Raw genomic sequence first — 20,847 nt, 5'->3', positions numbered from 1 at the left:
TCGCAACATGCATATATTAACGAGTTTTCTTTTGTATTTACGATGGAACAGGTTGCGATGGATTATCCCTTGGCCGCCGCCCGCCGGTTGACGGCCATCGGCGCGGAAAACTCCCGTGCCCGGTCGATTATCAACGATCGCCGCCCCGTTTATCTGCTGCCCCCGCAGGAAAAGATCGCTGCGCCTCCGGATCTGCCCGGGATCGATTCCGCCCGACTGAAATCCCTCGTCGACCATCAGGCCTCGAAGGTGGCCTTGCTCAAGGTCCGGGACGGTCGCGATTTCCAGCCGGTGGCGACGGCCTGGCCGTTTTCGACCGATGAAGCCGTGGGCAGGACGCGGCGGTTTCTGACCGCCGGCCATGTCCTGAGGATCGTTGTGATCGAGGGCACCCTGCGGCACGCCGGCGACGTGCAGAAACAGACGGTCGTCAAGCGGGATGCCCAGGTCGTCTTTCCCGACGGTTCTTCCCATCCCGTCACCCGCTGGATATGTTCCGCGCCCCTGGACCTGGCTGTTTTCGAGATTCAGGACGATTGCGATGCGCTGATCCTGAAAACAGATCGGGCGGTGCCGGACAGCATCGCCGTGATCGGCTATCCCCTGGTCGGGGGTGTCGAAGTCTTCAAAAATCAGACCGACCCCTATATCGAGCGTCAATATCTTGCGGTCGGCGAAGGGAAACCCGCCATCGGGGGCGGAAAACAGCGGGCTGCTCAGTTCCGGCACGACGCGACCACCCTGCCGGGGTTTTCCGGCGCGCCGGTCTTCGATCCCGAAACCGGGCATGTGGTCGGCCTGCATATCCAGGGATCGGCCGATGGGCTGGAACATTCGGTCGGGATCGTCGGACTGAGGAACCCTGTCGAGAGGGACTGGAACGACGGTCTGCGTGCCTCGGGCATAGTGCAGCAGCAGAGATGGCTGGCCGAGATCCTGGATGGAACCGGCGACAGGCCTGACGACGATGCCGCGACGATACTCTGGACGGGCGGTCTTGCGCCCAGTCCCCGTGAACCGATCGAGGCGTTGCCGCTGCCGATCCTGCTGGCCGATACCGGCGCTTCTCGCGGTCCGGGGGGTACGGGGACAGAAGGCGGCGTGGTGCCCGACCGGCCCGACAAGCGCGACAGGTTCTATCGACCCGGCCTGACGCCGGTCCCGCAGCGCCTGATTCCCAGCCCCGGTGCCATCGGCGACCAAGGGGCCGAGGGCAGTTGCGCTGCCTTCGCCCTGGCCGCGGCGATCGAGATCCAGCTTGCCCGGCGCAGGGGGTATCGCCCGCCGCCGCAGGGTCTGACGGCCAGCGTGCGGATGCTTGACCGGATGGCGCGGCGGCACGACGAATGGCTGGACGACACGCCCGACGGCACCAGCCTGCGCGCCGTCATCAAGGGGTTCCACCATAACGGCGTCTGCCCGGAATCCCTATGCGCCTATGTCCCGCAACGGTCCGCGTTCTTCCTGACCCGGACCATTGCCAAGGCCGCGCGGCGGATCACGCTGGGTGCCTATCTTCGGGTCCGGCTGACGGTCGACGACATGCGGATGGCGATTGCCGATGCCGGGGCGGTGATCGTTACCGCCGACATTCATGACGGTTGGGGAAATCTGGATCGCCGCGGCCGGATCCCCTTCGACATGGCGAACCCGCCGCAGCCGCGCGGCAGGCACGCCTTCGTCGTGACCGGCTATGACAGGAACGGGTTCATCCTCCAGAACGCGCGCGGCACCGGCTGGGGCGGCTATTTTCATCGTCCCGGCCATGCGTTGTGGCGTTTCGCCGACTGGGCCGAGAACGGCCGGGACGCCTGGGTCATCCGCCTGGCCCCCCAGGACGACAGGGCCTTCGCCCTGACGGCGAGGGCCGAGGCGACGGCGGCCCCGCCCCGCAGGCAGGGGCTTCTGGGCCATGCCCTTCATGCCGAACGCTTCGGCCTGGTCGAGGACGGCACCCTGGGCCTGGGCGCGCAGGGCGTTGCAGAGACGGCGGCCTATCTGGACGATGACGCGGCGCGCGAACGCTATTCCCGGCTGATGCTGGTGTTTCACGAACCGCTGATGGATGGCGACCTGATCGCCCGGCTGGCGCTGCGGCTGACCCTGCGGCTGAAGGCGCAAGGCGTCTATCCGCTGCACATCGTCTATGGCCTGGACGAGATGCTGGCCTGCCGGTTGCGCCTGTCCCATGACATCGGCCGCGCGGTCGAACGCTATCTGCGCGAGGGCGCGTCCCGCGATGCGGCGCTGCAACGCCAGCTTGGCCCGGTCATCCGCACCCAGGTGGACCATTTCGCCCAAGGGGCGCGGGCCGCCGCAGCGCCGCTGCTGGCCGACGCCTTGGCGCCGCTGTCGCTGTGCGCGATGCCGGGCAGGCAGGTCGATGTCCTGTCGGTGGGCCTGGGCGGTGTGGTCGCGCAAGAGGTCCTGCCGACCTTGCCAAGCCCGCGCCCGCCGCATCTGGCCATCGGCTGCCCGGTCGAGATCAAGGCCACGCGGCACTGGCGCCTGGGCAAGACGATGGACGAGGCCGATCTGCCGGGCTGGCTGGGCAGTTGGGGCGACATGGTGGCCGGGGCCTTCGGCCGCAGCATCCGCAGCCCAAGGGGCGCAGAGGCCGCGAATGCCCAGGATCTGCTGTCGGCGCCGGAGTTCGTCACCGACCTGCTGAAGCAACTTCCTCACGGCGGCGCGGTGCGCCCCTCTAGAACGCGGCCTTGGTGGACTGGAACCAGTCCGCGTCGCTGACCGGAGCGGCGTTCTGACGCCAGGGCAGGGGCTGCCTGCGATCCTGTGGCAGGGGCTGGATGCCGCGCTTGGCGTCCAGCTCGGACGCCAGCAGGTCGGTCGCCAGCGCCATCAAGGCATAGCGCCGCTCGGGCGTGCCGGCCTCGGCGATCAGGGTCAGCGCGTTCACCATGCCCCCTTCGGGCAGCGCCATGTCGCCCAGGATCGCCTGGGCGCGCGGATCCGAAGTCGCACCGGCCGCCCGGACAGGGCCTGCTGCGCCCGGAACCGGCGGCACCGCGACATAAGCGCCCGTCACCCGCAGCGCCGCCGCCAGCAGTTGCGGGTTGCGCATTCCCAGTTCCGCCGCCAGTTCTCGCATCAGTCCGGGCGCGCCGTAAAGCGCCGACAGGCCGATGCGGTCGACGATGCCTTCGGCCTCGGCCACCAGGGAGGCGGGGTCGGGACCGTCGGGGGGCGTGGCGTTGCGGTGCAGCCGCAGCAGGCTGGCGATGGATCGCAGGCGGGCCAGGTCGTTATGGGTCAGGGTGGCGACGCGATAGGCCTCGGACGCGGCGTGGCGGATGGCCTGGCGGTCCTGCGCGGGGGCCTGGGTCGTGACGATCGGGGCACCGCCTGCCGCCTTGCCCGCCCCGTCGCGGCCTGCCCTGACCCGGAACCACATTGCCCCGGCCAGGGCAACGGCGGCGGCCAGCAGAAGCCAGGGCAGCCGGTTTTCCTGCCGCGCCTCGGTGGGGGACGCCGCGTCGGCCTGCGCTTCCTCGGGCCAGTCGGTCGCCATGTCGGCCGTGGGCGGGATCGGCTGGCGGCGCATCGTCGAGGGCGGAACGACCGCGTCTCCGGGCGGCATCGGCGGGTTCGAGGATATCGTTGGCGGAGCGCCGATGGCATCCGGCGGCACGGACACGCTGTCAGAGCGGATCGCCAGAAAGGCGGCCCCCAGCAGCGCCAGAACCACAGCCAGCAACAGCAGCCCAAGCGACCCCGCGCCACGGCGCCGCACCGCGACCCTGGACGGGGCGACAGGTGGGGCGGGCATGGGCCGCGCGGCGTCGGAAGCGTCCCGAACCCCCTCGCGGGCCAGGCTTTCCAGCAGGCGCAGGTTGACGACCAGCAGCCGGTCGCCCGCCGCCTCGGCGCTGGCCAGCCCCTCGGCGATGACATGCAGCGCGGTCCGCGGCTGGCCCAGCATGGTCAGCGCCTCGGCCTCGGTCAGATACAGGGGTGATCCGGGCAGGCGGACGGCGCGTTGGTTCAGGACCGACAGCGCCTGTTCGGGCAGGTCGTCGCGCATCAGGTTGCGGGCGGTCTGTTCGGCGCTTTGTTCCCATTGCCGCTGATCGGCGGCGTCCTGCAAGTCGGGGCGCAGATCCAGGTGCAGGCGGTTGGCCAGCCACACCTGGGCGCGCGGCGGCAATTCGTCCAGCGACCGCACCAGAAAGGGCTGCACCCCCTCTTCCCAGCGGGCGTCCAGGTCGGCGGGATCGGCGTCGCGGGCCAGAAGGTGATACAGTTCCTCGGCCCGCGCGACGGGTCCGTCCTGGCCGCGGTAATATGCGATGGCCGCGTTGTCCACCCGCGCCGCCAGTTCCGGCTGGTCGGCGCGCAGGTCGGCCAGGATCACCCGGCGCACGTCCTCGCGATAGCGCAGGGCGCCGGTGCCGGGTTCGGCCTCGGCCAGGGCGACCTCGGACGCGAACAGGTCGAACAGACGCTCGGCCTCGGCATCGTCGGGGATGGGGACGCCGCAGGGTCCGGCCAGGACGTGGCGCAGCACGCCGGGCGTGACGCGGCGCAGGACCAGGCCCGGATAGGCCAGCCGGCGGACCTGCGGGTCGCGGATATGGCCCAGCACGCGGCCGTAAAGCTGGGCCTGGACCTTTTCGGTCCTGATCTGGCCGATCAGCCGCGCCAGGTCGGCGTCGCGGCGGAAGATGTCCGGCCCCTCGGCAGCCAGGATCCTGCCCGCCAGATGGGTGGCCAGCGGGTTGCCCCGCGCCACCGCGAAGATCTGGTCGGCCAGGTCGTCGGGCAGGCGGCCAAGCCCCGCCACCTTTTCCAGCACCGCCCGCGCCGCCACCGGATCCAGCGCGCCCAGCGTCAGGGTGCGGCGCGGGGCCTGCGCCTCGTCCACGCGCCCGGCGATGATCACGCTGAGACGCGGGTTCCCGGCGCGCAGGCTTTCGACCAGTTGCAGCAGCCGGTTGACGGCGCTTGGTCCGGTGGTCTGGGCTTCCTCGAACGTGTCGATGACCAGCAGGACGGGTTGCTGGCCGGGGATCAGGGCCACGATGTCGCGGGCGATCTGGCTGACAGCGGTCCATTCCACCGCCCCGCCCGACAGGGATTCAAGCGCATCCACAGACCGGCTGCGCCGTTGCAGCGAGACGATATAGTCGCGCATCTCGTCCAGGCGGGGGTTCAGGTCGGGATGCTGGATGCGCAACTGCCGCCCGGCTTCTTGCAGCAGGGTGAAGGGATCGTCGATGACCAGTTGCGGATCGTCCAGGTTCAGGACCACCACGGTGGGCGGATGGGGGCTTTTTTCCACCGCGTCCAGGATGAACTTGGCCAGAACCGTGGATTTTCCGACCCCGCCCGGCCCTTGCAGCATCAGCACCGACCCTTCCGGGGCCAGGTTCAGATGCGCGGCGATTTCGGCCAGCACGTCGTCGCGCCCCGCGAAATGTTCGCCCACCAGGCGGCGCAGGGGCGCCAGCAGCCGGGCGCGCGACAGCCGGTCCTCGATCTCGCGGGCAGGCGGCAGCCCGTCCAGGATGCCCTCGACCCAGCCCGCCGCCTCGCCCAAGGCGGCCAGCCCGACCGGATCGTTCGAACCCAGCAGCCTGCGCACGGCCGCGGGATCGTCCTGCAACAGCGCCTGGAAGGCGGCCTGCGTGGGATGGTCGGGGGGCGGGTTCAGCAAAAGCTGGGCCGCCATCGCCCGGCGCGTGCCCAGCCGGGCAAGCGCCTGCCTGCGCGCGGCGTGGCGCAGACGCCTGGCGTGGCGGGCCGCGCGGCTGGGGGCGGAGGCGTCCAGCAGATCCACCATCGCGGGCGACATGGGCGACAGCGTGCCCGAGGCCGACCGCAGGGTCAGCGGTTCGAAATGCGTCAGCACCGCCGCCGCCGCGATCCAAGGCAGCGCCGCGTCGTCGGCGGCGGGTGCGGCGCTGCCGAAGGCCGTTTCCGACAGGGCCTGGCGCAGGTCCATTACAGACCGGCCTTGGCGTCAAGCGCCGCCTGGGCGATCCGTTGAATCCGCGTGGTCAGCGTCATGGCCCGCGCGATGGGGTCGGCCACCGTGTCCCACCCCTCATAGCACAGGCTGAGGATTTCGTCGGTCGAGGACATGCCGCTGGGCATGGCGAACTGCCGGACAAGCTCGTCCAGGTAGTCCTTGACATGCGGCCGGTCGAAGGACTGCACGGCCTGTTCGAACACCCGTCCCGGCGGAGGCCCGGAGATGGGCCGGTCCCAGGCCAGCAGGAACAGCCGGATCCGGCTGGGCTGGCCGTTGCCGACGACCTGGGCCAGGCCATACATCAGCATCCGCAGGCTGTCGTCGATCCTGGGGCTGTCGAAGCCGTCGAAGACCAGCCACCAGTCCTCTTTCAGGTCGCTTGCGGCGATGGCGAACCACCGCACCAGGCGCGTGACCGCCGTGGAATCCTGCGGCCCGTCGGCCAGGGTGGGGGGCGCGCCCAGCTTCATCTGGTCGGCCAGATCCGCGATCACGTCTTGGGCGGTTGTGGTGGCCTCGAACGGCAGGGGCAGGTTGATGCGGGCGTTCACGCTGCGCGCCACATGGGCGATCAGGTACTGGCTGTAGGTCTTGCCGCTGGTCGGCGCGCCGGTGACGTGCAGCACCTTGGGGCCGTGCGGCTGGGTCATCGTCAGCAGCGCGTGGCGCAGGGGGTGCTGGTTCACGAAGGGCGCGCCATCCAGCAGCAACTCCAGATGCGCGGGCACGTTCGTCGGCGCGCGAGAGGCCCCGAAACCGTCGATCAGCGCGATCAGGTCGGGATTGATCCGGTCGGCGGCCCGCAGCCCGTCCAGAAGCTGCCCGATCCAGCCTTCGGCATTCGCCGCCGTGACAAGCTGGAAATAATCGTCCTCCAGCGTTCCGCCCCGGCTGGCGATCCGGGAAAGCGCGGTGTTCATCGGCGGCTGCGCAAGGATGATGTCCAGCCGGCCGGGGGTCGGAAACGCGTCCAGCAGGCGCCTGAACAGCAGATTGGCCTCGGCATTGTTCAGCTTCATGGCGGCGCCTGCGTCCAGAAGGGATCGACCTTGCCGTCCAGCCAGCGGACGATCCGGTCCATCGGGATCGCCTGGTTGAACGCGGCGGTGCGGAAATAGTTGGGATCGCCCGCATGGTGCAGGCCGATCAGATCCAGCTTGCGGTTGAAGACCGGGGAACCTGACGATCCCGGCTCGGTCGCGACATCGTGGCGCCACCGCAGCCCGGCCCCGTGCAGTGCGGTCAGCCGCCCGACGCCCAGCTTCAGCGGCGCGCCCTCGGGATGTTGCAGGATGAACAGGTCGTCGCTTTCGCCCGCGTGCAGCGCGGGGTCGATGCCGATCCAGCCGCGCGGCGGATTGTCCGGCCCCTCCTCGCCGCCGCGGGGCAGGGCGCCCAAGGGCCGGGACAGGCGGATCAGCGCGAAATCCAGGTTGTCGGCGGCGGGGATGTCGTCCTCGGCCAGGCTTTCGTCGGCAGGGTCGGGCGGGCGTTCCTGGACCAGCCAGTCCTGTGCCATGGGGACCGCCACCCCCTCGCGCACCCGGACGCCGCCCGCATCGACCAGGTAATCGAACCGGCAGATCATCCCGGCATCCGCCGCCAGCCCGTCGACGACATGCTGGTTGGTCATCACCAGGTCCGCCCCGACCAGAAAGCCCGTGCCAAGCGCGCGCGGAGGCGACCCGGCAAGCTCGATCCGGCAGGTCTGGCCTTCCAAGGCGGACAGGCGGGCCAGGAAGGTGGCGATGTCGCTGAAATCGCTGTTGTCGCGCACCACGCGTTCCAGCCGGATCCGGGGCTTTTCCGCGATGGCCTGCTGCGCGGCATCGGCGACGGCGATGCGCGCGCCGCTGGTCAGCCCGTCCTCCAGCATCAGATCCGCAAGGGCGGCGTTTCCCGGCACCGCCTCGTGCGCGGCGCGGGCCAGGGCTTCCAGCCAGCCCTCGGCCTGGACCTGGACGACGATGTTCCAGTATTCCACGTCCAGCGCGCTTTGCGGCGTCAGCGTGTCATAGAGGACGTTGAACCGCTGGCCCAGGAACATGGCGAATTTCGCGCGGAGCGGGAATGCCGCCAGCAATGCCGTGCTGAGCTTGGCTTTGTTCACCGTGAACCGCTTCCATCACAGGCAGCCCGCGCGGCTGCATCGGACTGAAATCTTACCGCGAATCGGCTTTTGTGTCATCCTTTCCGCAAAAGTTGTGGGGTGGTGAGATGCGGTCCCGATTGCACCTGGCACTGGCCGTCGCGACAGGGCTGGCGGCCGCGCCCCTGGCCGCGCAACCTGTGGGGCAAGCAACCGCGTCGAATCCCGCCCCCGCGATCCAGCGCCTGGCGGAAGGCACGCTGCCCATCGTCCCCTGCCCAGGGGCTGCGAACCAGGGCTGCGTCGAAATCCTGTTCGACGGCGATGTTCCGCCCGCCGCCTGCTGGACCCTGCCGCCCTTCGGCGATGCCGCCGTGACGATCGAGACCGCGCAGGCAGGCGAGATCGCGGGCAGCACCACCCGGCGCATGACGATCCTGTTCCAGCCGCTGGATCAGGTGCCCCCCGCCACCCCCGCGACGCTGCGCTTCGGTTTTCCCCGCCCCGGCGCAAGGCTGTCCTGCGACCAGACGGTGGTGGTTCAGCGTCCCGCCAGCGTCCTGGCCCTGCCTGCGGACCTGGACCTGGGCGTCCTGCGTCTTGGGCCGCTGGGCGGGGTCCGGGGTGCCGGCCGCGTGCAGGCGGTCTTCGCCGCCCCCGGCCAGCCCGCCATCGGGCCGCTGAGGATCTCGTCCCAGGCGGACCTCCATGGCACCGACCGCCGGGGCAGCCCGGTTCCCGTCCGGCTGGATCTGCCCGCAGGCGCAGCCGTCACGGCGGGCAGCTTTGCCGAACTGACCGTGGCGCCCCGCCAGGCAGGCGCGTTTCCGGCGCTTGGTCCGCTGTCGGGACAGGTCTGGATCACGGCGCCGCAACTGGTGCAGCCCTTTGCGCTGACGATCAGGGCCACCGGCCAGATCGGCTGGCTGGCGATCTGTGCGATGCTGGTCCTGGGCATCCTGCTGGGCTGGGCGGTCCGCCACCAGATCCTGCCGCGCCAGCTGCTGGCCCGCGCCCGGCTGGAAGCGGGCGAGGCGTTTGTCGCGGCCAAGGCGCTGCGCGCCCGGCAGCGCGATACGGTCGTGGCGCGCGAGCTGAACAAGGTGATCGCCGGTCAGGAACAGCAGGTCCGGTCGGCCAGGGACCAGGATGCCGTCGCGAAGGCCGTCAAGGACATGACCGACGCCCTGGATGCCCGGTTGAAGGACGCGGATGCCCGGCGCCAGGCGCTGGCCGGGACCATCGCGCCGTCACTGGCCGCGCTACGGGGCCTGCCTGCGGTGTCGGAACTGCCCGCGCAGCCGCTGGACCACTGGGCCGAGGCGCTGGAAACCGCTCAAGGGATGATCGAGGCGGGCGAAATCGACCGTCCCCGGCGCCTGATCGAAACGCAGGCCGCCCAGGCCGAACGGGCCGCACTGACGGCGCTGTCGGATTTCGCGGCGGATGCCGGGGCGGCGATCCGGGATCTGGACCGCTGGTCGCGGGACGCGGCGATCCAGGCCTTTGCCCCGCTGCAAGCGGTGCGGGCAGGGTTCCTGCCCCCCGGCGACGCCACCCCGGCCGCGACGCTGACCGCGCTGCGCGACGCTCATGACGCCTTGCGCCGTGCCGCCGCCGCCGCGCACCCGGCCATTGCCCGGCACCTGCGCGCCTTGGCGGCGGGGGCCGCGAACAGCGGTTTTCCCGACCCTTCGGCCCGGACCGAGGAGATCCTGCGCGACCTGGACGGCACGCCCGTCGCCGCGCTGACCCGGTTGGCCGGGCTGGTCCAAGACTATCAGCGCCACGCCCGGACTGCCAAGCTGGCCTCGTTCGAGGATCTGGCCGATGTCAAACCCTCGGGCGTCGAAGCCGGGACCGATTCCGTCCCCCCGCTGGAACGCCGGATCGAGCCGCCCGAACCGCCCGTCCCGACGATAGAGACCGATCCCCGCCTGCCCGTGGCCGGTCAGGAGTTGCGGATCGGACTGGCCGACCTGCCAGCGGGTCACGTCGCCCGCATCTGGACGCCTTATGGATCGGCGCGCATCGGCGGCCGGGACGATCCGCCGCTGACCTTCCGCCCGCCGCATCCCGGCCTGCTTCCCGTCCAGATCGTCCTGGCCGACGCGCGGGGCCATGTCCTGTCGCGCCACTCCACCACGCTGACGGTCCAGCCCGCCCCGGATCGCGACATTCCGGTCTTTCAGACCGAAAAGGACCGGGCCGACCGGTTGGCCACCGCTGCGGCGGCGGTCCTGGCGCTGCTGTCCGGGGCGGCGGTCTTTTCCGTGGTGCCGCTGACAAGCTGGTGGGCGCTGCTGGCCCCGTTCCTGTGGGGGTTCTTCGTGAACCTGAACCTGCCCGACGCGATCCAGGGCCTGCAATCGCGCCGCGACGCCGTGTTCAAGACGTTGAACATCGGCTGATTGTCGGTCCCTGGACATCCGGTGGATCAGGGTGGCGATCTTAACCGGATTACAGCCCGGCGCCTGCCAGGGTGCTGGCGATCACCGGGGCCAGCTTGGCGGCCCATTCCGTCTGGCCCGCCTCGTCCGCGATCAGGTCGTTGCGCAGTTCGATCAGCACGTTCGGGCGGCCGCGGCGCAAAGCGTGGCGGTCGATCGAATCGCCTTCGAGATGGCCGTCATAGGGCTGGTTCTCGCCTGTGATCCATCCCGCTTCGCGGCAGGCCTGCACCATCGGCGGGCCAAGCCGGACATCCTGGTAGGAATAAAGGATCCCCACCTGCCAGGGCCGCATCGGACGGCCGCGCAGTTGCGGGGTAAAGCTGTGGATCGCGCAGATGCAGCGGTCGGGATGGCTGTCCGCCAGCCGCGCCAGCGCGGCGTGATAGGGACGGTGCAGCCGGTCCAGCCGCCGTTCGCGTTCTGCCGCGTCGGCGTTCTTGTTGGCCGGGATCACCGTGCCGTCATACAGGCGCATCAGCAGCGTCGGGTCGTCCTCGCCCCGGTTGGGGTCGATCACCAGCCGCGAGAAGTCCGAGAAGATCGCCGGCGCGTCCATCAGCGCCGCCAGCCGCGACGCCAGCCCCGCCGCGCCCACGTCATAGGCGATGTGGCGCGTCATGTCCGCCGCATCGATCCCCAGGTCGCCGCCGTTCACCCAGTCCGGGACGCGGTTCGTGGCATGGTCGCAGGTGATCAGCCAGCGGGACGGGCGGTCCTCTCCCTCGGTCCAGAAGGCGCGGTCTGTCATCGGTCGGTCATCCTTCATGTCGCAGGATGTCTATGCGATGGTGGCGGCGGACGCCAGTTGCAGCCGCAGGCGATCTGGACCATAGTTAGCGCAAACGGAAGAGGGCCGCAGGATGAGAAGACATCGCAACGTGAAGATCGTGGCAACCTTGGGGCCCGCGTCCAGCACCAAGGACATGATCCGCGCGCTGTTCGATACCGGCGCGGACGTGTTCCGCCTGAACATGAGCCACGGCAGCCACGACGATCACCGCGCCCGCTATGACGCGATCCGCGCGGTCGAGGCGGAAACCGGCCGTCCCATCGCCGTCCTGGCCGATCTTCAGGGGCCGAAGCTGCGCGTGGGCCAGTTCACCGCAGGCGCCTGCGACCTGGAAGAGGGCAACCGCTTCCGCTTCGATCTGGACACGGCGCCGGGGGATTCGCACCGGGTGCAACTGCCCCATCCCGAGATTTTCGCGGCCCTGGTGCCCGGCAGCAACCTGCTGGTCAATGACGGCAAGATCCGTCTGCGGGTCGATGAATGCGGTCCCGATTTCGCCGATTGCACGGTGACGGTCGGCGGCACGATCAGCGACCGCAAGGGGGTGAACGTGCCCGACGTGGTGCTGCCGCTGGCGGCGCTGTCGGACAAGGACCGCGCCGACCTGGAATTCGCCTGCGAACTGGGCGTGGACTGGCTTGCCCTGTCCTTCGTGCAGCGCGCCGCCGATGTCGATGAGGCGCGGGCGCTTGCCAGGGGCCGCGCCGCGATCTTGTCCAAGATCGAGAAACCGGCGGCCGTGGATGCCTTCGAGGAGATCCTGGCCGCGTCCGACGGGATCATGGTGGCGCGGGGCGATCTGGGGGTGGAACTGCCGATCCATTCCGTGCCGCCGATCCAGAAGCGCCTGGTCCGCAGGTGCCGGTCCGCCGCCAAGCCGGTGATCGTCGCCACCCAGATGCTGGAATCCATGATCGAAAGCCCGATGCCCACGCGGGCCGAGGTTAGCGACGTGGCCAACGCCATCTATGAAGGCGCCGACGCGGTGATGCTGTCGGCCGAAAGCGCCGCCGGTGCCTATCCCATCGAGGCGGTGCGCACGATGGACAGCGTCGCCCGCTCGGTCGAGGCCGACAGCAACTATCGCGCCATCATCGAGGCGTCGCGCCAGAACAAGCTGCACAGCGTGGCCGATGCCATCGTCACCGCCGCCCGAGAGATCGCCGAGACGACCGACATCGCCGCGATCTGCGCCTTCAGCCAGTCGGGCAAGACCGTCAGCCTGGTGGCGCGCGAACGCCCCCGCGTGCCGATCATCGCGCTGACCCATCTGGAATCGGTCCTGCGCCGCATGTGCCTGACCTGGGGGACGCATTGCGTCATCACTCCGCAACTGTCCCGCTTCAAGGAGGCGGTGGTCAACGCGACGCGCGCGGCGCGGGAATTCAACTTCGCCGACGAAACCCGGCAGGTCGTCGTGATCGCGGGCGTGCCCTTCAACGTGCCGGGCAGCACCAACATCGTGCGGATCGCGCCCTGCGACGAACGCTTGATCTTCGCGTCGGATCCAGAATAAGCGCAGGTCGGACGGACCATCACGAGGGGTTTCCATGTCTGATCTTCTGTTGCTGGGCGGCATCGCGCTGTGCCTGCTTTCGGTCGTCGTTGCCGTCGTGCAACTGCTGCGGACCCAGGCCCCGCGCGCGGGCGCGATCCTGCTGGTGCTGGGCATCGCGGCGATCCTTGCCGGGGCCTATCTGGCGCCCGAACCGTTCAGCCTGGACCGGATTTCCCAGGCCTGGGCGCGTCTGGCGGGCGGTGTGACGACAACACCCTGAGGCCCTTGCCAAATCCGAACGGCGCGCTTATACGGCGCGCTTCCTGCCCGTGCGTCCGGCCACCATGGCATTGCCGAGTCGCACGTTCACTTCGATCAAGGAGACGAAAATGCCGAAGATGAAGACCAAGTCGGCCGCCAAGAAGCGGTTCTCGTTCACGGCCACGGGAAAGGTGAAATCCGCCCAGGCCGGCAAGCGCCACGGCATGATCAAGCGCACGATCAAGTTCATTCGCGACGCGCGCGGCACCACCGTCCTGTCGGACGCGGATGCCAAGATCGTCAAGAAATACATGCCCTACAACCGCTGATCGCGAGGACTGAACAATGGCACGAGTTAAATCCGGCAAGGTCACGCACGCCCGCCACAAGAAGGTTCTGGACGCGGCCAAGGGCTATTACGGCGCCCGGTCGCGCAACTTCCGCACCGCCACCCAGGCCGTGGACAAGGCGAACCAGTACGCCACCCGCGACCGCAAGACCCGCAAGCGCAACTTCCGCGCGCTGTGGATCCAGCGGATCAACGCCGCCGTCCGCCTGGTGGATGCCGAGATGACCTATTCGCGCTTCATCAACCTGCTGGCGAAAGCCGGGATCGAGGTGGACCGCAAGGTTCTGGCCGACCTGGCCGTGAACGAACCCGATGCGTTCGGTGCGATCGTGGAAAAGGCCAAGGCAGCCGCCTGAACGGCGCCTCTGACCGCTTGCAAAGGCCCGCCGTCTGGCGGGCCTTCTGCTTTTTATCCGGGCAAGCCGATGATTTATCGTCCAAAAAACGATCATTTTGAGATTGTTCAAGTTTTTATGATTAGAGATCGAACCCAAATCCGCTTAGCGTGTTACGAAAGAAGCCGCGAACGGCGGGGTCCACAGTGAAGGGTTGTCCATGAAGTTTCGGAAACATCGCATTGCTGCAATTGCTGCGGCCTTTGTCATGGCTGCGGGCGCATCCCAGGCTGCGACCTATACCGCCAGCAATGTCGTGGCCGAGGGAACGTCTTACGGCACCTGCGCGACATATTCCCTGGCCGCCTGCGATGCGAACCAGCGGCGCGTGGTCGAAAACGCCTTGGGCGAGACGGATGGGCGGTTCTATTCCCTCGGGCTGGGCGGTCGTCTGACATTGGGTTTCGGAGCCGCCATGTTTGGACCGGGCGCCCTTCTGACGCTTGAAGAGGTGACGTTCGGCGGCCCGCAGGCTGGTGGCCATCGCGAGGCCGTGGACGTGTATTCCGTTTTGGGCGGTGTCGCGACCTTCGTGCAGACGGTCTATAACACTGCGGCGGTCACATCCCTGCGGATCGCGAACAGCTTCGACCATATCCAGCTTGTCGACGCCACCCTGCGCGAATACGCGGGCACCCGCAGCTATGACGGGTTCGACGTGGATTCCGTCAAGGTGACGATTGCCCCTGTTCCGGTTCCTGCCGCCGGCGCGCTGATGCTGGCCGGTCTTGGTGGCCTGGCGATGCTGCGGCGGCGCAGGGCCGCCGTCTGACATGGCGGCGCCGCGCGGCCCATCGGCGGCCGCGCGATCCGACCTCATGCCAGCTGATGCGTCGCTTGCATCGGGGGCAGGGGTCTTGCCCTCGCGCTGTCCTGCAAGGGTGGCGCTGGCCCGGGAACCGCTGGGCATCGTCGGCACCGCCGTGACCGCCCGACGCAACCTGCTGGAACTGATCCCGGAAATCGCGACTCGTCAGCCCATCGTGTCGGGCAGAACCGGGGTGCGGTTTCATATGGTCATGGATCCGGCGACACTGCGCCACATCCTCAAGGATCGGGTCGAGGATTATCCGAAATCCAACGTCACCAAGCTGATCTTGGAACCAGCCATCGGCGACAGCCTGTTCGTAGCCGAGGGCGCCCAGTGGCGGTGGCAGCGCCGCGCCGTCGCGCCCGCCTTCGCGCTGCGCCATGTCCAGGCGCTTGGTCCGATCATGACCGCCGCCGCCGAGGCATCCTGCCGTCGCCTGTCCGCCGCGCGCGGGCCGGTCGATCTGTTCGAGGAAACGGTGGCCGCGACCTTCGAGGTCATTTCGGATGTCACGCTGTCGGGAGACCGGGCCTTTGACCGCGACGCCGTGCATCACGCCATCGACGGCTATATCGCGCAGACCGCCAAGGTCTCGTTGTTGGACGTGGTGGGCCTGCCGGGCTGGATCCCGCGTCCGGGGCGGATCTTCTCTCGCCCCGGCCTGAACCGGATGAAAGACATCGCGGATCAGGCCATCAACGCCCGCGCGGCGGCCCCCCGCACCGAAGGCGCGCCGGATCTGCTGGATCTGCTGCTGGATGCCGCCGACCCCGAAACGGGTCGGGCCATGACCCGCGACGAGTTGCGCGACAACCTGCTGACCTTCATCGTCGCCGGGCACGAGACGACCGCCCTGACCCTGGCCTGGGCGCTGTATCTGTGTGCCTTCGACCCCGCCGTTCAGGACCGCGCCGCGGCCGACGCCCAGGCCGCCTTGGGGGACCGCGCCGCGACCGCTGCCGACCTGGACGCGCTGCCCCTGATCCAGCGGATCGTGAACGAGGCGTTGCGCCTCTATCCCCCTGCCGCGTTCCTGTCGCGCACGGCGCGGGCCGAGGACCGGCTGTGCGGCCGGCAGGTTCTGCCCGGCGATACGGTGATGCTGCCGATCTATGCGCTGCACCGCCACCATCTGCTGTGGGACCGCCCCGACGCCTTCGATCCGGACCGTTTCCTGACGACGCCCGACCGCTATGCCTTTCTGCCCTTCGGCACGGGGCCGCGCATCTGCATCGGCGCGGGCTTCGCCCTGCAAGAGGCGGTGGTGATCCTGGCGACGCTGCTGGCGCGGTTCCGATTCACAGCCATTCCGGGCCGCGATCCGCAACCCCGGATGATCCTGACGCTGCGGCCTCATGGCGGGGTCTGGCTGAACGTCACGCCGCGCTGAAGGCTTCCCCCTTGGCCCCACAAATGCTAACGCCATGCCCGACAAGGACGAGGCATGACGATGGACGACCTGAACCCGCTCCGCCAGCAATGGCTTGACCGCATCAACGGCGCCGCCGATCCGGCCGCCATCGAGGAGGTGCGCCTTGCCGCCCTGGGCAAGAAGGGCGAGATCAGCCTGAAGATGCGCGAGTTGGGCCGCATGACGCCCGAGGAACGCCAGACCACCGGCCGCGCCCTGAACGAGTTGCGCGACGAACTGGACGCCGCCCTGCGCGCCCGCAAGCTGTCGCTGGAGGATGCGGCGCTTGAGGCCCGTCTGGCGGGCGAGTGGCTGGACGTGACGCTGCCTGGGCGCCCGCGTCCGCAGGGAACCATCCATCCCATCAGCCAGGTGACCGAGGAAGTGACGGCGATTTTCGCCGACATGGGATTTGCGGTGGCCGAAGGCCCGCAGGTCGAATCCGACTGGTACAATTTCGACGCGCTGAACATCGCGCCCGAACACCCCGCGCGCCAGGAACACGACACCTTCTTCATGCACCGCGCGCCGGGCGACAACCGGCCTCCGCATGTCCTGCGCACCCATACCAGCCCGGTCCAGATCCGCGCCATGCAGGATCACGGCGCGCCGATCCGCGTGATCTGCCCCGGCCGCGTCTATCGCATGGACATGGACCAGACCCATACCCCCATGTTCCACCAGGTCGAGGGCCTGGCCATCGACCGCGACATTTCCATGGCGCAACTGAAATGGACTCTGGAGGAATTCTGCCGCGCCTTCTTCGAGGTCGGCCAGGTCGAACTGCGCTTCCGCGCCAGCCATTTCCCTTTCACCGAACCCTCGGCCGAGGTCGACATCCGCTGCGACTGGTCCGGCGGGCAACTGAAGATCGGGGAGGGGGATTCCTGGCTGGAGATCCTCGGGTCGGGAATGGTCCATCCGAATGTGCTGCGCGCGGGCGGCATCGACCCCGACCAATGGCAGGGCTTCGCCTTTGGCATGGGCATCGACCGGATCGCCATGCTGAAATACGGCATCCCCGATCTGCGCGCCTTCTTCGAAAGCGACCTGCGCTGGCTGCGCCACTACGGCTTCGCCGCGGGGGATGTGCCGAGCATCAGCGGTGGGTTGAGCCGTTAGACTCTTCAGCGCCAGGGCGTTGTGTGGACCGCCCAGAACAGCATTCCCATCATCATGGCAGCGCAGCCCATGACGATGAGAAAGGGTGGACCGCTGATAAGGCTCATGGCCGCAAGCACCAGCCAAAGCGCGATGATCAGCAGCCGCCCTTGAAGCGAGTTGCGGGCAAGATGCCACAGCCATAGGGTCGCCCCGCAAATCAGCGGGACGCAGAGGACGACAAGCGCGATTTCGGCGCCGGGGCGGTCCATCTTACCGCCGCAGCGTCACCACGTTGCTGCCGCTCGTGATCTCCACCGCCGCGATCCGCGACAGTTGCACCGATGAAATCGCCATCGCCGCCGCGATCTCGTCCACGCCGGGGCGGGCGGGCAGGGCGGCGGCGCTGCCGGGGGCGGGCGGAACGCCCACCAGCCGCAGGCGCAGCACTCCGTCCGCGTCGGGGGCAAGCCGGTTACCCGGCTGCGGGCGCGCCGTCACAAGCGCGACCGAGGAATAGCCGCGCACTGGCGCGAAGCCGTTCACGACCAGCAGGCGGCCTTCGTTCAGCGGCTCCCACCGGGCGGCGGTGATCTGGGGAATAAGGGGACGGGTGTCCGAGATCTGGGCATAGCCGTCCTCGGGCTCCAGCGTCGGGGTCGGGGCGGATCCCCAGGACAGCGGGTTCCAGCGGCTGTCGCCCAGCCGTCCGCAGCCGACAAGGACCATCGTGGCGATCAACAACGGCGCGGTCAGTTTCCTCATGTCACCATCCCTTGGGCGTTTCGGCCCGTGTTAGGCGAAATCCGCGCGCGGATAAAGGCACTTTGACCTTGCCGTCCCGGCGCGTTAACCACAGGCCAAAAGGACCGCGCCATGGCAACCCAAGCCTTCGAAGACATTGCCGACACCTTCGACTTCCTGGACGACTGGGAGGAACGCTATCGCCATGTGATCGAGCTTGGCAAGGCGATGCCGCCCATGGACCCGGCCTTGCAGGTGCCGGCCACCAAGGTCGAGGGCTGCGCCAGCCAAGTCTGGATCATGCCGATGATCGAGAACGGCCGCTTCGATTTCCAGGGCGACAGCGACGCGATGATCGTGCGCGGGCTGATCGCGGTGCTGCACGCGCTGTATTCCGGCGTGCCGGTGGCCGAGGTCGGCAAGATCGACGCCCAGGCCGAACTGGCGCGGCTGGGCCTGGACGAGCACCTGTCGTCGCAACGCTCGAACGGGGTGCGGGCGATGGTGCAGCGGATCAGGCAGCTTTCCGACGCCGCAGCGTAATCCAGCCGCCGCCCAGCACGCGGGTGCTGTCGGGTTCGTAGAAGACGCAGGCCTGGCCGGGGCTGACGCCTTCCTCGGGGTCCAGCAGCTCGACCTCGGCGCGGGTGGCATCAATGGGACGCAGGATCGCCGGGCGCGGCGGCCGGGTGGAGCGAATGCGGACCATTACCGGAATTTCCCCGGCAAAGGGCTGATCGCCCAGCCAGTTGACCTCGCTGATCGGGACGATCGTGGTCGCAAGCGCTGATTTCGGGCCGACGACGACCCGGCGCGCGTCCGGGTCCAGCCGCACCACATACAGCGGATCGCCCAGGCCGCCGATCCCCAGTCCGCGCCTCTGGCCGATGGTGTAATGGATCACGCCCCGGTGCTGGCCCAGGACCGCGCCGTCCATGTCCACGATCTCGCCCGGTTCGGCGGCGTTGGGGCGCAGCTTTTCGATCACGGCGGCATAGTTGCCGTTCGGCACGAAGCAGATGTCTTGGCTGTCGGGCTTGTCCGCCACCGCCAGCCCGTATTCGGCGGCAAGCGCCCGCGTTTCCGCCTTGCTGGCCAGGTGGCCCAGGGGAAAGCGCAGAAAATCAAGCTGTTCCTGCGTGGTCGAGAACAGGAAATAGCTTTGATCGCGATTCGGGTCGGCCGCCATGTGCAATTCGGCCTTCGTGGCGCCATCCTTGCGCTGGATATAGTGGCCGGTCGCCATGCAATCGGCATCCAGGTCGCGCGCGGTTTCCAGCAGGTCGCGGAACTTCACCCGTTCGTTGCAGCGGATGCAGGGCACCGGGGTCGCGCCTGCCAGATAGGCGTCGGCGAATTCGTCGATCACCGATTCGCGGAACTTGTTTTCGTAATCGAGGACGTAATGCGGAAAGCCCATGCGTTCGGCCACGCGCCGGGCGTCATGGATATCCTGGCCCGCGCAGCAGGCGCCCTTCTTGGCAAGTGCCGCGCCGTGGTCGTAAAGCTGCAAGGTGACGCCGATCACGTCATAACCCTCGGATTTCAGCTTCGCGGCGACGACGGAACTGTCCACGCCCCCCGACATCGCCACCACCACGCGGGTCTGCGCGGGCGGCTTGGCAAAGCCCAGGCTGTTCAACGAAGGCGCGCGCGCCGTGGCGCGGTGATGAAGGGTCATGATAGGTCCAAGGATAAAATATTGCATCGAAATATAAGCAAATGCCGCCTATTCTCAAGCGGCCAGCCCCGGAAAAACCTGTCACGCTCAACCTGGCCTTAGGGGATTTGGGCCAAGGTTGCTTGGAACGCGACATAGGACAGGTGGGATGTTCTTGAAAAAAACCGACGCACCTCGCACCGTAATCCTGCCAGACGGCAGGATCCTGACCCTGGCCGACCTGCCGCCCGACAACACGCGATGGGTGGCCAGCCGCAAGGAAACCGTGGTCAACGCCGTGGTCCATGGCCTGATCACCAAGGATGAAGCCCTGCACCGCTATGGCCTGTCCGAAGAAGAATTCGACGGCTGGATCAAGGCGGTGCAGGATCACGGCCCGGCTGCCCTGAAAGTCACATCGATTCAAAGATTCCGGCAACCATAAGTTGCGCAAGATCAATCAACAGATCATGGTAACACCATATTAACCTTATGGGTCGATGGTTGAACCCAGCGAATACACGAATCGGGGCTTACATAGATGAGAATTTTGTTGGTTGAGGATGATCCCAGCACCGCTCGGGCCATCGAATTGATGCTGACCGCCGCCAGCTACAACGTGTTTCGGACGGACATGGGCGAGGAGGGGATCGATCTTGCCAAGCTCTACGACTATGACCTGATCCTGCTGGATCTGGACCTGCCCGACATGCACGGGATGGAGGTTCTGCGTCATCTGCGCCTGGCGCGCGTCGATACGCCGATCCTGATCCTGACCGGATCGGACGACACCGAAAGCAAGCTGCGGGGTTTCGGCTTCGGCGCCGACGACTATATGACCAAGCCCTTCAACCGCGAGGAATTGCAGGCCCGCATCCAGGCGATCATCCGCCGGTCCAAGGGCCACAGCCAGGCGATCATCAAGACCGGCGAGATCGTGGTGAACCTGGATGCCCGTTCGGTCCAGGTCAAGGGAAAGGCCGTCAACCTGACCGGCAAGGAATACCAGATCCTGGAACTGCTCAGCCTGCGCAAGGGCACGACCCTCACCAAGGAGATGTTCCTGAATCATCTTTACGGCGGCATGGACGAACCCGAGTTGAAGATCATCGACGTGTTCATCTGCAAGCTGCGGAAGAAGCTGTCCGAAGCCATCGGCGGCGACAGTCATATCGAGACCGTCTGGGGCAGGGGTTATGTCCTGCGCGAACCGACGCCCAATGCCGAACGACTGGCTGTCGGCGCCTGATCGGGCGGCTGCCGCGCAATCGGTGCGGCAGCCCCTGTAAAATC

At 68.0% G+C, this 20,847-nt stretch carries 19 protein-coding genes; 12 read left to right on the top strand and 7 right to left on the bottom strand.

Annotated features, from left to right (window positions below; genetic code table 11):
- The first annotated feature begins 57 nt into the window (after positions 1 to 57).
- Positions 58 to 2,748, top strand: coding sequence for a trypsin-like peptidase domain-containing protein (locus ACTJI6_RS13685; protein ID WP_440801440.1), 2,691 nt, complete (start codon positions 58 to 60; stop codon positions 2,746 to 2,748).
- On the opposite strand, the gene ACTJI6_RS13680 is transcribed toward ACTJI6_RS13685, so the two are convergent.
- The 3 genes from ACTJI6_RS13680 to ACTJI6_RS13670 are packed head-to-tail and all read right to left on the bottom strand — an operon-like array spanning position 2,705 to position 8,102.
- Positions 2,705 to 5,962 carry an AAA family ATPase gene (locus tag ACTJI6_RS13680; protein WP_440801438.1) on the bottom strand — a complete coding sequence of 1,086 codons (3,258 nt, stop codon included), beginning with the start codon at positions 5,960 to 5,962 and terminating at the stop codon, positions 2,705 to 2,707. The genes ACTJI6_RS13685 and ACTJI6_RS13680 overlap by 44 nt on opposite strands.
- Entirely contained in the window at positions 5,962 to 7,011 is a 1,050-nt protein-coding gene (locus ACTJI6_RS13675; protein ID WP_440801436.1) for an effector-associated domain EAD1-containing protein, read from the bottom strand. Before ACTJI6_RS13675 ends, ACTJI6_RS13680 begins: the two co-directional genes overlap by 1 nt.
- Complete coding sequence (locus ACTJI6_RS13670; protein WP_440801434.1) at positions 7,008 to 8,102, bottom strand: trypsin-like peptidase domain-containing protein; 1,095 nt, start codon at positions 8,100 to 8,102, stop codon at positions 7,008 to 7,010. Before ACTJI6_RS13670 ends, ACTJI6_RS13675 begins: the two co-directional genes overlap by 4 nt.
- Positions 8,103 to 8,209: 107 nt before the next feature.
- On the opposite strand from ACTJI6_RS13670, the gene ACTJI6_RS13665 reads away from it, so the two are divergent.
- Complete coding sequence (locus ACTJI6_RS13665) at positions 8,210 to 10,492, top strand: hypothetical protein (RefSeq protein ID WP_440801432.1); 2,283 nt, start codon at positions 8,210 to 8,212, stop codon at positions 10,490 to 10,492.
- Between the two features lie 49 nt (positions 10,493 to 10,541).
- Here the strand turns inward: ACTJI6_RS13665 and ACTJI6_RS13660 are convergent, their stop codons facing one another.
- Positions 10,542 to 11,282 (bottom strand): N-formylglutamate amidohydrolase, encoded by a 741-nt coding sequence (locus tag ACTJI6_RS13660; RefSeq protein ID WP_440801430.1) that lies wholly within the window; start codon positions 11,280 to 11,282, stop codon positions 10,542 to 10,544.
- 112 nt (positions 11,283 to 11,394) lie between these two features.
- On the opposite strand from ACTJI6_RS13660, the gene pyk reads away from it, so the two are divergent.
- The 7 genes from pyk to pheS all read left to right on the top strand — a co-directional run bounded on the left by pyk (position 11,395) and on the right by pheS (position 17,171).
- Positions 11,395 to 12,840: a pyruvate kinase gene (gene pyk / locus ACTJI6_RS13655; RefSeq protein WP_440801429.1), complete on the top strand. Its 1,446-nt coding sequence runs from the start codon at positions 11,395 to 11,397 to the stop codon at positions 12,838 to 12,840.
- A gap of 34 nt (positions 12,841 to 12,874) precedes the next feature.
- A complete protein-coding gene (locus tag ACTJI6_RS13650; RefSeq protein WP_440801428.1) occupies positions 12,875 to 13,102 on the top strand; it encodes a hypothetical protein in 228 nt (75 codons plus the stop codon).
- A gap of 109 nt (positions 13,103 to 13,211) precedes the next feature.
- Entirely contained in the window at positions 13,212 to 13,412 is a 201-nt protein-coding gene (rpmI, locus tag ACTJI6_RS13645) for a 50S ribosomal protein L35 (protein WP_126155105.1), read from the top strand.
- 16 nt (positions 13,413 to 13,428) lie between these two features.
- Complete coding sequence (rplT, locus tag ACTJI6_RS13640) at positions 13,429 to 13,788, top strand: 50S ribosomal protein L20 (RefSeq protein WP_126155106.1); 360 nt, start codon at positions 13,429 to 13,431, stop codon at positions 13,786 to 13,788.
- Between the two features lie 199 nt (positions 13,789 to 13,987).
- Positions 13,988 to 14,599: a VPLPA-CTERM sorting domain-containing protein gene (locus tag ACTJI6_RS13635; RefSeq protein ID WP_440801425.1), complete on the top strand. Its 612-nt coding sequence runs from the start codon at positions 13,988 to 13,990 to the stop codon at positions 14,597 to 14,599.
- A 46-nt stretch (positions 14,600 to 14,645) separates the two neighbouring features.
- Positions 14,646 to 16,028, top strand: coding sequence for a cytochrome P450 (locus tag ACTJI6_RS13630; protein ID WP_440801423.1), 1,383 nt, complete (start codon positions 14,646 to 14,648; stop codon positions 16,026 to 16,028).
- A gap of 60 nt (positions 16,029 to 16,088) precedes the next feature.
- A complete protein-coding gene (gene pheS / locus ACTJI6_RS13625; protein WP_126155160.1) occupies positions 16,089 to 17,171 on the top strand; it encodes a phenylalanine--tRNA ligase subunit alpha in 1,083 nt (360 codons plus the stop codon).
- A 5-nt stretch (positions 17,172 to 17,176) separates the two neighbouring features.
- Here pheS and ACTJI6_RS13620 read toward each other — a convergent pair whose 3' ends face one another.
- Both ACTJI6_RS13620 and ACTJI6_RS13615 read right to left on the bottom strand, forming a co-directional pair.
- Positions 17,177 to 17,422 (bottom strand): hypothetical protein, encoded by a 246-nt coding sequence (locus ACTJI6_RS13620; protein ID WP_440801422.1) that lies wholly within the window; start codon positions 17,420 to 17,422, stop codon positions 17,177 to 17,179.
- 1 nt (position 17,423) lies between these two features.
- A complete protein-coding gene (locus ACTJI6_RS13615; protein WP_440801419.1) occupies positions 17,424 to 17,915 on the bottom strand; it encodes a hypothetical protein in 492 nt (163 codons plus the stop codon).
- Positions 17,916 to 18,026: 111 nt separating this feature from the next.
- Here ACTJI6_RS13615 and ACTJI6_RS13610 point away from each other — a divergent pair, with 111 nt between their 5' ends.
- Positions 18,027 to 18,437 carry a SufE family protein gene (locus tag ACTJI6_RS13610; protein WP_126155111.1) on the top strand — a complete coding sequence of 137 codons (411 nt, stop codon included), beginning with the start codon at positions 18,027 to 18,029 and terminating at the stop codon, positions 18,435 to 18,437.
- Here the strand turns inward: ACTJI6_RS13610 and mnmA are convergent.
- The gene (mnmA, locus tag ACTJI6_RS13605; RefSeq protein WP_440801417.1) at positions 18,409 to 19,575 is read right to left on the bottom strand and encodes a tRNA 2-thiouridine(34) synthase MnmA; all 1,167 of its coding nucleotides are present in this window, start codon (positions 19,573 to 19,575) and stop codon (positions 18,409 to 18,411) included. The two genes, ACTJI6_RS13610 and mnmA, sit on opposite strands and share 29 nt — an antisense overlap.
- Positions 19,576 to 19,723: 148 nt before the next feature.
- Here mnmA and sciP point away from each other — a divergent pair, with 148 nt between their 5' ends.
- Together sciP and ctrA are read left to right on the top strand one after the other, a co-directional pair.
- The gene (gene sciP, locus ACTJI6_RS13600) at positions 19,724 to 19,999 is read left to right on the top strand and encodes a CtrA inhibitor SciP (RefSeq protein WP_440801416.1); all 276 of its coding nucleotides are present in this window, start codon (positions 19,724 to 19,726) and stop codon (positions 19,997 to 19,999) included.
- A 96-nt stretch (positions 20,000 to 20,095) separates the two neighbouring features.
- Positions 20,096 to 20,803, top strand: coding sequence for a response regulator transcription factor CtrA (gene ctrA / locus ACTJI6_RS13595; RefSeq protein ID WP_126155114.1), 708 nt, complete (start codon positions 20,096 to 20,098; stop codon positions 20,801 to 20,803).
- The last annotated feature ends 44 nt before the right edge of the window (positions 20,804 to 20,847 follow it).

Origin of the sequence: Paracoccus sp. 22332, from assembly GCF_052045125.1 — a bacterium.
GTDB classification, from domain to species: domain Bacteria; phylum Pseudomonadota; class Alphaproteobacteria; order Rhodobacterales; family Rhodobacteraceae; genus Paracoccus; species Paracoccus haematequi_A.
Note: the sequence above shows the minus strand (reverse complement) of the source record. Positions and strands in the feature narration are given on the sequence as shown.